Source organism: Sphingomonas degradans (genome assembly GCF_053502645.1).
The window spans coordinates 2,252,365-2,264,929 of record NZ_CP177172.1; the positions used below are offsets into that span (position 1 = coordinate 2,252,365).

Sequence of the window (12,565 nt, forward strand, 5' to 3'; positions counted from 1 at the left end):
CCGCGGGCGGGAGAGGGTTGGGTGAGGGCCTTCTTCTTCTACCAGCCGGCCATCAATACCCCGATCGCGGCGGCGGCCCGAAACGGTTCCGCCCCGGCTGCCCCGGCAGGATGCCCAGCACGACGAGCCAGGCCAAAAAGGCGCTGCCCAGCACCACGAACGCCGCCAGCACCACCGGGCGCGGGACGATCCACAGACTCCCCAGGATCAGCACGATCGCGGCACACCCCAACGGAAGCGCCGCCCACCATCCCGTCCGGCCCAGATCATGCAGTCGTGGCACGACGGCGCTAACCACCGCCGCGCCCGCAAACCCCGCCGGTTCGATATCGACGAGCCAGAGCAACAGCGCGCCGATCACGGCAAAGCCCGCTGCGAATGCCCAGAACTCACCCCTGCCGATCCGACCGCTCACACCATCCCCCAAAGCAAACGGGCGCGGAAGTCGTATCCGACTTCCGCGCCCGTGAATAGCGTACCGGATCGCTGCCGTTATTCGGCGGCTTCGGCCTTGGCCGGACGGTTGTCGCGGCGCTCGGCGATACGCGCCGACTTGCCGGTGCGGCCACGCAGGTAATAGAGCTTCGCGCGACGCACGACGCCGCGGCGGACGACTTCGACCGAATCGATGTTCGGCGAATAGAGCGGGAACACGCGCTCGACGCCTTCGCCGAACGAGATCTTGCGGACCGTGAAGTTCGAACCCATGCCCTTGTTCGAGCGCGCGATGCACACGCCTTCGAAGTTCTGCACGCGGGTGCGCTCGCCTTCGACGACCTTCACGCCGACCTTCAGCGTGTCGCCTGCGCGGAATTCGGGAATCTTCTTCGCTTCGTTGTACTTGGCGATCTGCTCGGCTTCGAGCGTCTGGATGACGTTCATGTCATTCGTCCTTGTTTCGTCGCTGCGCACCAGAGGGAGACTGGACCCGAGCGCCCTCGTGGCGCTCCCACAGATCCGGCCTCCTTAGCCGTGTATCGGTCTCCGCCTGTGCGCGTCGCCAGGCTTCGATCCTCGCATGATCCCCCGATCGCAGCACTTCGGGGATCGTGCGCCCTTCCCATTCGACAGGTCGGGTATATTGCGGATATTCGAGCAGCCCCGTTTCGAAGCTCTCGTCCATGCCGCTGGAAGGCGCGCCCATTACTCCGGGAACGAGCCGAATGCAAGCGTCGAGCAGCACCAGCGCGCCCATCTCGCCGCCCGACAGGATATAGTCGCCGATCGAGACCTGTTCGATGTCGCGCCCCTCGAAAATCCGCTCGTCAAATCCCTCGAACCGGCCGCACAGGATTACCGCCCCCGGCCCCGCCGCCAGCTCGCGCACCCGCGCCTGGGTGAGCGGGCGCCCGCGCGGCGTCATCGCCAGCACCGGGCGACCGGGCTCCACGCTGTCCAGCGCTGCCGCCAGCACGTCGGCGCGCAGCACCATCCCTGCGCCGCCGCCTGCGGGCGTGTCGTCCACGGTGCGGTGCTTGTCGATCGCGAAGTCGCGGATCTGCACGGTATCCAGACTCCACCTCCCCTCGCGCAACGCCCGGCCCGCCAGCGATATGCCAAGCGGCCCGGGAAACATCTCGGGGTACAAAGTCACGACAGTTGCAGCGAAGGTCATCAGGTCCAGTTCTCTACGCGAAGGCCGGGGATGTAGGCGAAATCGCGTTCGTTGTTGGTAACTACAATCGCGTCCAGGCTTAGCGCGTGCGCGGCCAGCAGGCGATCGAACCTGCCGCGTTTGAACGGCAATGTCGCATAGGCGCGCGCGGCGGCCGCATCGAAATCGAGCAAGCCGATCTCTTCCACAAATGCGTCGAGCACCGCCTGTACGGGCAGCTTGCCATTCGCCGAGCCCAACGCGATCTCCGCAAAGGTGACGGCAGAAATAGCGACCGAACCCGCAGGCCGCTGTTCCAGCAACGCGCGCAACCGGGGGCGCGTGCCTGTCAGCGCATAAATGCAGCTATCTGTGTCCAGCAGCGCAAGCGTCACAGGCCGGAATCACCGCCCGCATGTCGCGCATCACCATTCCACGCACGGGGTGGATCGTCGAAATCCTCCCGGGGAGGAAGCGCAAGCTCCGGCGCCTTGCCCCAGAATTTGCTGACATCGATCCGGCGCTTTGTCTCTGCCGGCTCGATCGTGAACTTACCGGCTTCCTCGCGCACGCGCATTTCGCGGCCGGGCTCGATACCCATCCCCTTGGGCAGGCGCAGCGCGACGGAATTCCCCGATTTGAATGTCTTTGCCCGATATTCCTTGGTCATCGCGACCTCCGTATATACGCGATGTATATACAGCCCCATTCGCCGTCAAGGAACCTCCCCACCGTCCGCGCGTCCCGCTGCGATGGACGATTGCATCATCATCGGCGCCGGCCCCGCCGGCCTCACCGCCGCCATCTATCTCGCGCGCTTTCACCTCTCGATCCGGCTGTTCGATTGCGGGTCGAGCCGGGCCGCGCTGATCCCGTGCACCCATAATCACGCCGGCTATCCGGAGGGCATCTCGGGCAAGGACCTGCTGGGCCTGATGCTCGCCCAGGCCGAGAAATATGGCGCGGTGCGTGAACAGGCCGAAGTCACGGGGCTGCGCGCGCTGGACGAAGGGTTCGGCGTGTCGATCGGCCCGCGTGAAGTCACCGCGCGATCGGTGCTGCTCGCCACCGGCGTGGTCAATCATCGCCCCGACATGCCCGACGCCCTCCATGCGGAGGCGCTCCAGCGCGGGCTGCTGCGCTATTGCCCGATCTGCGACGGCTATGAGGTTACCGACAAGCGCGTCGGCGTGATCGGCACCGGCGAGCATGGGATGCGCGAGGCGCTGTTCCTGCGGGGCTACACCGCCGACGTGACACTGATCGCGCCCGATGCCGAGCACGATCTGGACGAGTCCTGCGCCGCCGCGCTCGACGCGGCGGGCATCGCGCGCGTCGACGGGCCGTGCGGCAGCTATGCAATCGAAGGCGACACGCTCGCGCTCGACACCGCCCAGGGTCGCATGGCGTTCGACAGCGTCTATCCCGCGCTCGGTTCGCGCATCCGCTCGCATCTGGCGGTGCAGGCGGGCGCGCGGGCGAGCGAGGACGGGTGCCTGGAAGTGGACGACCACCAGCGCACCTCGATCCCCGGCCTGTTCGCGGCCGGCGACGTCGCCAAGGGCCTCGACCAGATCAGCCACGCAATGGGCGAGGCCGGCGTCGCGGCGACGACGATCCGCAACATGCTGGCGGCACAGCGCCCCCTGCTGCGCGCGCCGGTGGAGCATCGCTGAGATGCGCGCGCTCGCCTGCCTGCCGCTGCTGCTTGCCTGCCAGTGCAGCGGCCCCGCCAGCGACGCGCCCCGCCGCGCGACCGAGGCCGAGTGGCGCGCCTATGCGATCGACGGCATCGCCCCGATGATGGAGCGTGCGGCAGTGGAACAGGTGCTTACGCGGCAAGGCTACGCCCCCTGCCCCCGCGCCGGATCGGACACGGCGACGCTGCATTGCTATGCGCGCGGCACTACGCGCCGGCTGTTGCTGGGCTATCGCACGGCGGACGGGCAGACGCGCCTCACGCATCTCGACTTCAACGATCCGGGAAGCCCGCTTGCCGACGGCGCGACCAACCGCCGCGCGGCACAGGCATTCGCGGACGCGCTGGCCCGCCGCTTCGGGACGCCCGACGATGTCCTGCGCACGCCAGCGATGACCCGGATGCTGTGGTACGTGCCCCGTCCCGTCGAAAAGGGCGCGGAGGCAGGGCTGCGCGATACGGTCTCGACCGTCATTTCGGATGCGCAGGGAGAAAATGTGGCGATGCGCAGCGACTGGCCGCCGCTGCGCTGATCCGCGTTCAGTCCTCGACGAACGCCGCGTCGATCACCAGCCGCTCGGCATCCCATTCGGGCACCGCTTCGGGGCGCATCGGCACCATGAAGCGCTTGCCGGGCTTGCCATCGTCGCCCGCCGGGCGCTCGATCTCCAGCACGTCGCCCGCGCCGTAATTGTCGATCGCGATCACGGCCCCCAGCGCCTCGCCCTCGGACGAGACCGCAGGCAGGCCCAGCAGGTCGACATGATAATATTCGCCCTCGCCCAGCGGCGGCAGCGCGCTGCGCGGGACAGTCAGCGCCGTGCCCCGCAGCGCCTCGGCGGCGTTGCGATCGGCGACTTCGGCGAAGCGCGCGATGGTGCCGTTCGATCCGCCGCGCACCGACTTCAGCGTCAGCGCGCCGTCATTGAACGACGCATAGCGCGCCAGATCGTCGGCAAAGACCTTCAGGCGGACTTCGCCGGCGATCCCGTGCGCGCCGATTACCGCCGCAAGCGTGACCGGGCGATCAGCCTTCGGGCGATCCGGGCTGTTCGCCGGGATTGTCGTCGGGCCCTTCGGCGGGGTCTTCGGCGCTGACCCCGTTGGGGTTGGTGCTGGTGCTTCCGGGATTTTCACGATCCTCGGTGTCCGGGCCGGTTTCGGGTTTGCTGGCCATCACGCGCTCCTCTCGACTGGGTGGCCGGGGGAAACGCGCGATGACCGGCAAAGGCCTCAACCTTCCGCGGTTTCTTCCGCAGCCGGTGCTTCTTCAGCGGCCGGCGCAGGTGCGGCTGCTGCGGCGGCAGCGGCTTCCTCGGCGGCCTTCAGCTTCTCGGCACGCTCTTCAGCGCGCTCGACGGCCTTCTCGCCCGGCTTGCCCTTGTTCGGGTTGGTGCGCGCGGCGCGCTCCTTAATGCCGGCAACGTCCAGGAAGCGGGCGACGCGGTCGGTCGGCTGTGCGCCAACGCTCAGCCAGTGCTTCGCGCGCTCGCCGTCCAGGACAACGCGCTTCTCGTCTTCCTTGCCCAGCAGCGGGTTGTACGTGCCGATCTTCTCGATGAACTTGCCGTCGCGCGGGCTGCGCGCATCGGCGATCACGATCCGGTAGTACGGGCGCTTCTTGGAGCCGCCGCGCGAAAGACGCATAGAGAGAGCCATTATTCTTCCTTCTAGAGTATCAGTTTCAAAGTTTCGGTCTAAATCACTTCTTTTTCAGAAGATTCTCGAAGCCAGGGGGCAGTTTCGCACCGCCGGGAAGCCCCGGCAGGCCGCCGCCCACCTTGCCCATCATGTCGCCGATGTCGGCGCCGCCCAGCGCGTTGCCCAGGCCCGCCATGCCGCCGCCGGGACCGCCCTTGCCCAACATCGCCATCATGCCCTTCAATCCGCCCATCTTCTTCAGACGCTTCATCGCGGTCTGCATTTCCTGGTGCATCTTGAGCAGCTTGTTGACGTCCTGCACGGTCGTTCCGCTGCCCTTGGCGACGCGGATCTTGCGCTTGGCGTTGATGAGTTCGGGCTTGGCGCGTTCCTTGGGAGTCATCGACGTGATCATCGCGTCCATGCGCAGCAGGATCTTTTCGTCCATCCCGCCGCCGGCCATCGCCGCCTGCGCCTTCTTCATGCCGGGGATCATCCCCGCCAGCGCACCCAGCCCGCCCATGCGGCGCATCTGCTGCAACTGGCTGCGCAGGTCGTTCATGTCGAACTGGCCCTTGGCGAGCCGGTTCGCCATGCGCTCGGCGTCTTCCTCCTGGATCGCCTCGGCGGCGCGCTCGACCAGGCTGACGACGTCGCCCATGCCCAGGATGCGGCCCGCGACGCGCTTCGGGTGAAACGCCTCGATCTGGTCGAGCTTTTCGCCCATGCCCGCGAACTTGATCGGCTTGCCGGTGACCGCACGCATCGACAGCGCGGCGCCACCGCGCGCATCGCCGTCCATCCGGGTCAGGATCACGCCGGTCAGCGGCACCTGTTCGGAGAAGTTCGACGCGACGTTCACGGCGTCCTGGCCGGTCAGCGAGTCGACCACCAGCAGGATTTCGGCAGGATTGGCGATGTCCGCCACTGCCTTCATCTCGTCCATCAGCGCCTGGTCGACGTGCAGGCGGCCCGCAGTATCGAGCATCAGCACGTCATAGCCCTGGAGCTTTGCCGACTGCATCGCCCGCTTGGCGATGTCGACCGGCTGCTGCCCCGCGACGATCGGCAGCGTCGTCACTTCGGTCTGCGTGCCGAGCACCGCCAGCTGTTCCTGCGCGGCGGGGCGATTGACGTCCAGCGACGCCATCATCACCTTCTTGCCCTGCTTCTTCAGCAGCTTAGCGAGCTTGGCGGTGGTCGTCGTCTTGCCCGAGCCCTGCAGACCCACCAGCATGATGACGGCGGGCGGGGTGACGCCCAGTTCGAGTTCGGCGGTGTCCGAACCCAGCATGTCGATCAGCGCGTCGTTGACGATCTTGACGACCTGCTGCCCCGGGGTCACCGAACGCAGCACCTGCTGGCCCACGGCCTGCTCGGTCACCTTGTCGACGAAGTCGCGCGCTACCGGAAGCGCGACATCGGCTTCCAGCAGGGCGATCCGCACTTCGCGCATGGCGGTGCGGACATCGGCTTCGTTGAGCGCGCCGCGCCCGCGCAGGCGCTCGAATACGCCGCCCAGCCGATCGCTCAAACTTTCGAACATGAGACCAAACACTCCAAATCCACGAACCGCACCCCGAAACGCAAAACACGCCGGCGGACGAAACCTCGTCGGCCGGCGTCACCCCATGGGGTGGCATGTTTTCGCGTTCGCCAGGGAACGTTCGGGGCGGCACATAGCGCCAACCGGCCCCGGATGCAAGCTGACGCCGAAACCCGTGCGCCCACGCCGTAACCGACGGCAGCTTAACCCGATCTACACTCTCGGCATGACATGAGCCCGTCCAGTATTTTGGGGAGTGGCACCCGGCAATGGCGCGGGAATTTGAAGACGACATCGGCACGGTGGCCAGCCCACAGGGATCGAACCTGCTCACCGGAGCAATCAGCGTCGCGGCGATCCTGCTGTTCGTCGGCACGGGCAGCTCGGTGCTGTCGCAGACGCTTGCCTATTATTTCGGGGGCGGCGAGCCGGCGGACCGCACGCTGGTCATCGCGCTGCTGCTCAACGTCGCGCTGATCCTGTTCGGCTGGCGCCGCCACGCCGCGCTCAGCCGCGAAGTCGAAATCCGCGCGGCGGCGGAGGAGCGCGCGCACCAGCTGGCCTCGCGCGATCCGCTGACCGGCTTCCTCAATCGCCGCAGCCTGGCCGAGGAAGGCGCGGCGATGTTCACCCGCGCCCAGCGTCGGCACAAGGCGATGGCGCTGGTGATGCTCGACCTCGATCACTTTAAGACGATCAACGACATGCACGGCCATGCCGTGGGCGACGCGCTGCTCCGCGCCGTCGCGCTGGAGATACAGGCAGCGATGCCGCCGATCGCGCTCACCGCGCGACTGGGCGGCGACGAATTCTCGTGCGGCTTCCTGTTCGATTCGAGCGAACCCGGCACGGTCGAGCGGATCGCCGAAAAGCTGGTCAGCCGCATGGCCCAGCCCTTCGAGGCGGAGGGGCTGCGGCTGCACATCTCGTGCTCGCTTGGCATTGCCCGTTCGGATTTCGACTGCGCCAGCATCGACGCGCTGATCCGCTCTGCCGACATCGCGATGTACGCGGCCAAGAAATCGGGCCGCAATCGCTTCGCCTGGTTCGACCAGTCGATGGAGCGCGAGCTTCAGGTCCGCAACGAACTCGAAAACGGCCTGCGCCTCGCGATCCCGCGTCAGGAGATCGTCCCCTATTTCGAGCAGCAGATCGACTTGTCGACCGGCCGCCTCCACGGGTTCGAGGTTCTCGCGCGCTGGGAGCATCCGACGCGCGGGCTGATCGGCCCCGAAGCATTCATCCCGATCGCCGAGGAAACCGGCATGATCGCCGACCTGTCACTGTCGATCATGCGCCAGGCCTTCCTCGCCGCGCGCGACTGGGACTCGGGGCTGACGCTGTCGATCAACATTTCGCCGTGGCAGCTGCGCGACGCATGGCTCGCGCAAAAGATCATCAAGGTGCTGACCGAAACCGGCTTCCCGGCAAACCGCCTGGAAGTGGAAATCACCGAAAGCGCGCTGTTCGACAATCTCGCGCTGGCCCAGTCGATCGTCGGCAGCCTCAAGAACCAGGGCGTCCGGCTGGCGCTCGACGATTTCGGCACCGGCTATTCGTCGCTGGCGCACCTGCGCGCCCTGCCCTTCGACCGGATCAAGATCGACAAGAGCTTCGTCCTCTCGCTCAACGACAGCGCCGACTCCGCCGCCATCGTCCACGCGATCGTCAGCCTGGGCGCCAGCCTGAACCTGCCGATCACGGCCGAGGGCGTCGAGGACGCGGCGATCGAAGAACGGCTGCGCGCGATCGGCTGTGCCAAGGCGCAGGGCTGGCTCTATGGCCGACCGATGTCGGTCACGGCGGCGCGACGCCTGCTCGCCGAGCGCCGCCTGCTCCAGCAATCGCGGCCCCAGCCCGGCCCCGCTGCCGAGCCTGATGCCGCTACCAACCAGCGTCTGGCCGGCTGAGATAGTCGCGCTCCTCGGGCGTCGAGTCGCGCCCGAGCGCGGCGTTGCGCGTCGGAAAGCGGCCGAATTGGGCGATCACCGCGGCGTGATCCTCCGCATAGTCCTGCGACAGGCCCAGCGCGGTGAAGCGCCGCACGCTCTCCGCCTGCAGGCCCGCGTCCTCCGCATGCATCAACGGCATATAGAGGAACGCGCGCCGCTCGGGGGCCAGCACCACGTCCCATCCCTTGGCGATCGCCTCCTGCGTCAGTTCCTGCGCGAGCGGATCTGCGGCATAGGCGCGGGGATCATCGCGGAACAGGTTGCGCGAGAACTGGTCGAGCACGATCACCGCCGCCAGCAGCGTCTCCGGATCGTCGCGCCACCCCTGCGCGCTGCTCGCCAGCACGGCCTCGCGCAGATCGGCAAAGCGGTCGGCAATGGCCGTATCGACCGCGTCGGATCGCGCGAAATGCTGTTCGGGCATCAGCATCTCGAACCAGAAGCCCAGCACTTCCCGGGCCCTTGCGTGGACTTCCGGGCTCTCGCCCCCTAGATCGCTCGCCAATGGCGTTCTCCTCTCCGCATGTCATCAATCTGGGCTGCCGTCTCAACCTTGCCGAGGGCGAGTCGATCCGTGCATTGTTGTCCGAACGCGACACAGTGGTGGTAAACAGCTGCGCAGTGACGAACGAAGCGGTCAAGCAGACCCGCCAGGCGATCCGCCGCGCCCGCCGCGAGCGCCCCGATGCCGAACTCGTCGTGACGGGATGCGCCGCCCAGATCGACCCGCAGGGTTTCGCCGCAATGCCCGAAGTCGATCGCGTGATCGGCAATGCCGAAAAGCTGCTGCCCGCCGCCTGGGCAAGCGAGGCGGCGGTGCAGGTGCAGGACATCATGGCCGTGCGCGACACCGCGCCGCATCTGGCCGCCAGCTTCTCCACCCACGCCCGCGCGTTCGTGGAGGTACAGAACGGGTGCGACCATCGCTGCACCTTCTGCGCGATCCCGTTCGGGCGCGGCAACAGCCGCTCGGTGCCCGCCGGCGCGGTGATCGATCGCATCGCCGCGCTGGCCGAGCATCATGGCGAAGTCGTGCTGACCGGCGTGGACCTGACCAGCTATGGCCCCGACCTGCCCGGCGCGCCGAGCCTGGGCCAGCTGGTCGAGCGTATCCTAACCCATGTGCCGCATCTGCGCCGCCTGCGCCTGTCCTCGCTCGACGGGATCGAAGTCGACGACCGGTTGTTCGCGCTGCTGACGCAGGAACCGCGGATGATGCCGCACGTCCATCTGTCGCTCCAGGCGGGCGACGACATGATCCTCAAGCGGATGAAGCGCCGCCACACCCGCGCCGACTCGGTCGCGCTGGTCGCGCGGCTCAAGGCGGCGCGGCCCGACATCGCGATCGGCGCCGACCTGATCGCCGGCTTCCCGACCGAGGATGACGCGATGTTCGCCAACACGCTGGCGCTGATCGCCGATTGCGCGATCGTCCACGCCCATATCTTCCCCTACAGCCCGCGCAGCGGCACCCCCGCCGCGCGGATGCCGCAGGTCGCAGCGCCCGTCATCAAGGCCCGTGCGGCCCGGCTGCGCGCCGCCGCCGCCGATCAACGCGCCGCCTGGCTGCAAAGCCTGGTAGGCACGCGCCAGTCGATACTGGTAGAGCGCCCCGGCGACCGGGGCCATGCCGGTAACTTTGCCGAGGTTCGCCTCGCCCCTACCCAAGTCGGAGAGATCGTGACCGTGACCATCGCCGCCGTCCAGGACGGAAAGCTGATCGCATGAGCCCCCCCGGTAGCTGGCACGACCGCCTGCTGGGCGGTTTCCGCAAGACCTCGGATCGCCTGCTCGGCAATCTCGCGGGCCTGTCCGGCGCGCGGCTCGACGCGGCGACGCTGGACGAGATCGAGGAGGCGCTGATCGCGTCGGACCTCGGCCCCGCCACTGCCGCGCGCATCCGCGCCCGGCTGGCCGAGGGGCAGTTCGAGCGCAACCTTGAGGAACTCGGCATCCGCCTGATCGTCGCCGACGAAATCGCCAAGGTGCTGGAGCCGGTGGCCAAGCCGCTGGAGATCGAAGCATTTCCCCGGCCGCAGGTGATCCTGGTCATCGGCGTCAACGGTTCGGGCAAGACCACCACCATCGCCAAGCTGGCGAACCTGCTCAAGGAACAGGATTACAGCGTGATGGTCGCCGCCGGGGACACGTTCCGCGCCGCCGCGATCGGCCAGCTGCGCACCTGGGCCGAGCGGATCGGCGTGCCGATCGTCTCGGGCGCCGAGGGTGCCGATCCGGCGGGCATCGTGTTCGAAGCAGTGAAGCAGGCGACGGCGACCGGCATCGACGTCCTCATCGTCGACACCGCCGGCCGCCTCCAGAACAAGCGCGAGCTGATGGACGAGCTGGCCAAGATCCGCCGCGTGCTGGGCCGGCTGAACCCCGCCGCGCCGCACGACGTGGTACTCGTGCTCGACGCCACCACCGGCCAGAATGCGCTGAGCCAGATCGAGGTTTTCAAGGAAGTCGCCGGCGTCACCGGGCTGGTGATGACCAAGCTGGACGGCACGGCCCGCGGCGGCGTGCTGGTCGCCGCGGCCGAGAAATACGGTCTCCCCATCCATGCGATCGGGCTGGGCGAAAAGGTCGACGACCTGCGCCCGTTCGACGCCAACGAAGTCGCGCGGATCATCGCCGGCGTGGAAGCAATGTCGAATGGCTAAGGCACGGACGCCCCTCTCGCCGGGCATGCGGATGCTGATCGATTTCGGTCCGCTCGGCGTGTTCTTCCTGGTCAACAGCTATGCGCCAGGCCTCCAGATCCAGCGGATCATTGCCGCCACCGCCGCCTTCATGGTCGCGATGGTCGCGGCGATGCTGCTGTCGTGGTGGAAGGCGAAGCACGTGTCGCCGATGCTGTGGATCACCGCCGCGCTGGTGCTGCCGTTCGGCGCGCTGACCATCTATTTCCACGACCAGAGCTTCATCCAGATGAAGCCCACCATCGTCTACACGATGTTCGCGGTCATCCTTGGCTATGGCCTGATCGCGGACAAGCCGCTGCTCCAGTCGCTGCTGGAGACCGCCTATCCGGGGCTGTCGGCGCGCGGCTGGCGGCTGCTGACGATCAACTGGACCGGTTTTTTTGTCGCCATGGCGATACTGAACGAAGCGATGCGCCACGTCCTGACATGGGATCAATGGGTGACGTTCAAGACCTGGGGGGTGATCCCGATGACGCTGGTGTTCGCGATGCTCAACATCCCTATGCTGCTCAAGCACGGGCTCCAGCTCGAAAAACCCACGGATACACCTCTGCCTCCCGAGGGTTGATACCCTATCGCCCTTCGCCCCGTGCGGAGGGTGTGCCCGCCGAAGCCGGCGGCTGGGTGAGGTCCTTCTTCCTCTACCGCACCGCGGACAGCAAGAAGAGGAAGGCCCTCACCCTACCCCGGCGGCGGACAAGCAAAAGGGCGCCGGACCAATGTCCGACGCCCTTTTTCGTGCGCGATCGCGCAGGATCAGCCCTGATCGGCCCGGCTGGCGCCTTCGCCGTCCAGGTTCTGGGCAACGAACTCCCAGTTGACCAGATTATTGAGCACTGCGTCCGCAAACGCCGGGCGGGCGTTGCGGTAATCGATGTAATAGGCGTGCTCCCACACATCGAGCGTGAGCAGCGGCACGATGCCGTGCGCGACGGGCGAATCGCCGTCGTGCAGCGACGTGACCTTCAGCGTGTCGCCTTCCAGCACCAGCCAGCCCCAGCCGCTGGCGAAATGGCCGACGGACTCTGCCTTCAGCTTCTCGATCAGCGTTTCGACGCTGCCGAAATCGCGGTCGATCATTTCGGCGAGCTTGCCCGTGGGTGCCTGCTTCTCGGGGCTCAGGCACTGCCAGAAAAAGCTGTGGTTCCAGATCTGCGAGCTGTTGTTGAACAGCCCCTTGTTGCCCTTTTCCTTGGCATACTTGATCACGTCGGTCAGCTTGGCGCCGGCCAGTTCGGGAATGTCGGCAACCAGCTTGTTGCAGTTGTCGACATACGCCTTGTGGTGCTTGCCGTGATGGAATTCCAGCGTCTCCGCCGACATGTGCGGCGCCAGCGCGTCCTTGGCGTAGGGAAGCTCGGGAAGTTCGAAAGCCATGCCATCCTCCTGTTGGGGGTTTTAAACTCTGCCGCCCGCCTAACGCATGGG

16 protein-coding genes are annotated in these 12,565 nt (G+C 67.1%); 6 read left to right on the top strand and 10 right to left on the bottom strand.

Going from position 1 to position 12,565, the window contains the following annotated elements; genetic code table 11:
* Positions 1-52: 52 nt before the first annotated feature.
* From ACG3SL_RS10045 to ACG3SL_RS10065, 5 genes are all read right to left on the bottom strand, one after another.
* Positions 53-415, bottom strand: coding sequence for a DUF805 domain-containing protein (locus ACG3SL_RS10045; protein ID WP_448664995.1), 363 nt, complete (start codon positions 413-415; stop codon positions 53-55).
* 77 nt (positions 416-492) lie between these two features.
* Positions 493-882, bottom strand: a complete 390-nt coding sequence (gene rplS, locus ACG3SL_RS10050; protein ID WP_448664996.1) for a 50S ribosomal protein L19 — start codon at positions 880-882, stop codon at positions 493-495.
* A 1-nt stretch (position 883) separates the two neighbouring features.
* On the bottom strand, positions 884-1,615 hold the full coding sequence (trmD, locus tag ACG3SL_RS10055) for a tRNA (guanosine(37)-N1)-methyltransferase TrmD (protein WP_448664997.1): 732 nt from the start codon (positions 1,613-1,615) through the stop codon (positions 884-886).
* Positions 1,615-1,989 (bottom strand): PIN domain-containing protein, encoded by a 375-nt coding sequence (locus ACG3SL_RS10060; RefSeq protein ID WP_448664998.1) that lies wholly within the window; start codon positions 1,987-1,989, stop codon positions 1,615-1,617. The genes trmD and ACG3SL_RS10060 overlap by 1 nt, the downstream gene beginning before the upstream one ends.
* Positions 1,986-2,264 carry an AbrB/MazE/SpoVT family DNA-binding domain-containing protein gene (locus ACG3SL_RS10065; protein WP_448664999.1) on the bottom strand — a complete coding sequence of 93 codons (279 nt, stop codon included), beginning with the start codon at positions 2,262-2,264 and terminating at the stop codon, positions 1,986-1,988. Before ACG3SL_RS10065 ends, ACG3SL_RS10060 begins: the two co-directional genes overlap by 4 nt.
* An 82-nt stretch (positions 2,265-2,346) precedes the next feature.
* On the opposite strand from ACG3SL_RS10065, the gene ACG3SL_RS10070 reads away from it, so the two are divergent.
* Positions 2,347-3,270 (top strand): NAD(P)/FAD-dependent oxidoreductase, encoded by a 924-nt coding sequence (locus ACG3SL_RS10070; RefSeq protein WP_448665000.1) that lies wholly within the window; start codon positions 2,347-2,349, stop codon positions 3,268-3,270.
* 1 nt (position 3,271) lies between these two features.
* Positions 3,272-3,826: a hypothetical protein gene (locus ACG3SL_RS10075; protein WP_448665001.1), complete on the top strand. Its 555-nt coding sequence runs from the start codon at positions 3,272-3,274 to the stop codon at positions 3,824-3,826.
* Positions 3,827-3,833: 7 nt separating this feature from the next.
* On the opposite strand, the gene rimM is transcribed toward ACG3SL_RS10075, so the two are convergent.
* From rimM to ffh, 3 genes are all read right to left on the bottom strand, one after another.
* Positions 3,834-4,355 carry a ribosome maturation factor RimM gene (gene rimM / locus ACG3SL_RS10080; protein ID WP_448665108.1) on the bottom strand — a complete coding sequence of 174 codons (522 nt, stop codon included), beginning with the start codon at positions 4,353-4,355 and terminating at the stop codon, positions 3,834-3,836.
* A gap of 171 nt (positions 4,356-4,526) precedes the next feature.
* Entirely contained in the window at positions 4,527-4,952 is a 426-nt protein-coding gene (gene rpsP / locus ACG3SL_RS10085) for a 30S ribosomal protein S16 (RefSeq protein ID WP_448665002.1), read from the bottom strand.
* 43 nt (positions 4,953-4,995) lie between these two features.
* Positions 4,996-6,480: a signal recognition particle protein gene (gene ffh / locus ACG3SL_RS10090; RefSeq protein WP_448665003.1), complete on the bottom strand. Its 1,485-nt coding sequence runs from the start codon at positions 6,478-6,480 to the stop codon at positions 4,996-4,998.
* 269 nt (positions 6,481-6,749) lie between these two features.
* Here ffh and ACG3SL_RS10095 point away from each other — a divergent pair, with 269 nt between their 5' ends.
* Positions 6,750-8,390, top strand: a complete 1,641-nt coding sequence (locus tag ACG3SL_RS10095) for a putative bifunctional diguanylate cyclase/phosphodiesterase (RefSeq protein ID WP_448665004.1) — start codon at positions 6,750-6,752, stop codon at positions 8,388-8,390.
* Here ACG3SL_RS10095 and ACG3SL_RS10100 read toward each other — a convergent pair.
* The gene (locus ACG3SL_RS10100) at positions 8,365-8,937 is read right to left on the bottom strand and encodes a DUF924 family protein (RefSeq protein WP_448665005.1); all 573 of its coding nucleotides are present in this window, start codon (positions 8,935-8,937) and stop codon (positions 8,365-8,367) included. The genes ACG3SL_RS10095 and ACG3SL_RS10100 overlap by 26 nt on opposite strands.
* Between ACG3SL_RS10100 and mtaB the strand changes: the two genes are divergently transcribed.
* Genes mtaB through ispZ form a run of 3 tightly spaced genes read left to right on the top strand, consistent with a single transcriptional unit; the run spans position 8,937 to position 11,705 of the window.
* Positions 8,937-10,160, top strand: coding sequence for a tRNA (N(6)-L-threonylcarbamoyladenosine(37)-C(2))-methylthiotransferase MtaB (gene mtaB, locus ACG3SL_RS10105; protein ID WP_448665006.1), 1,224 nt, complete (start codon positions 8,937-8,939; stop codon positions 10,158-10,160). The genes ACG3SL_RS10100 and mtaB overlap by 1 nt on opposite strands.
* The gene (ftsY, locus tag ACG3SL_RS10110; RefSeq protein ID WP_448665008.1) at positions 10,157-11,095 is read left to right on the top strand and encodes a signal recognition particle-docking protein FtsY; all 939 of its coding nucleotides are present in this window, start codon (positions 10,157-10,159) and stop codon (positions 11,093-11,095) included. The genes mtaB and ftsY overlap by 4 nt, the downstream gene beginning before the upstream one ends.
* Positions 11,088-11,705, top strand: coding sequence for a septation protein IspZ (gene ispZ, locus ACG3SL_RS10115; RefSeq protein ID WP_448665009.1), 618 nt, complete (start codon positions 11,088-11,090; stop codon positions 11,703-11,705). Before ftsY ends, ispZ begins: the two co-directional genes overlap by 8 nt.
* Positions 11,706-11,893: 188 nt before the next feature.
* On the opposite strand, the gene ACG3SL_RS10120 is transcribed toward ispZ, so the two are convergent.
* Positions 11,894-12,514 carry a superoxide dismutase gene (locus ACG3SL_RS10120; protein WP_448665010.1) on the bottom strand — a complete coding sequence of 207 codons (621 nt, stop codon included), beginning with the start codon at positions 12,512-12,514 and terminating at the stop codon, positions 11,894-11,896.
* Positions 12,515-12,565: the final 51 nt, after the last annotated feature.

What these genes read in the sequence shown, in the direction of transcription:
- ispZ (WP_448665009.1), top strand. Translation starts at nt 11,088, where the DNA reads ATGGCTAAGGCACGGACGCCCCTCTCGCCGGGCATGCGGATGCTGATC.
- rpsP (WP_448665002.1), bottom strand. Translation starts at nt 4,952, where the DNA reads ATGGCTCTCTCTATGCGTCTTTCGCGCGGCGGCTCCAAGAAGCGCCCG.
- ACG3SL_RS10120 (WP_448665010.1), bottom strand. Translation starts at nt 12,514, where the DNA reads ATGGCTTTCGAACTTCCCGAGCTTCCCTACGCCAAGGACGCGCTGGCG.
- ACG3SL_RS10095 (WP_448665004.1), top strand. Translation starts at nt 6,750, where the DNA reads ATGGCGCGGGAATTTGAAGACGACATCGGCACGGTGGCCAGCCCACAG.
- mtaB (WP_448665006.1), top strand. Translation starts at nt 8,937, where the DNA reads ATGGCGTTCTCCTCTCCGCATGTCATCAATCTGGGCTGCCGTCTCAAC.
- rplS (WP_448664996.1), bottom strand. Translation starts at nt 882, where the DNA reads ATGAACGTCATCCAGACGCTCGAAGCCGAGCAGATCGCCAAGTACAAC.
- ACG3SL_RS10065 (WP_448664999.1), bottom strand. Translation starts at nt 2,264, where the DNA reads ATGACCAAGGAATATCGGGCAAAGACATTCAAATCGGGGAATTCCGTC.
- ffh (WP_448665003.1), bottom strand. Translation starts at nt 6,480, where the DNA reads ATGTTCGAAAGTTTGAGCGATCGGCTGGGCGGCGTATTCGAGCGCCTG.
- ftsY (WP_448665008.1), top strand. Translation starts at nt 10,157, where the DNA reads ATGAGCCCCCCCGGTAGCTGGCACGACCGCCTGCTGGGCGGTTTCCGC.
- trmD (WP_448664997.1), bottom strand. Translation starts at nt 1,615, where the DNA reads ATGACCTTCGCTGCAACTGTCGTGACTTTGTACCCCGAGATGTTTCCC.
- ACG3SL_RS10070 (WP_448665000.1), top strand. Translation starts at nt 2,347, where the DNA reads ATGGACGATTGCATCATCATCGGCGCCGGCCCCGCCGGCCTCACCGCC.
- ACG3SL_RS10075 (WP_448665001.1), top strand. Translation starts at nt 3,272, where the DNA reads ATGCGCGCGCTCGCCTGCCTGCCGCTGCTGCTTGCCTGCCAGTGCAGC.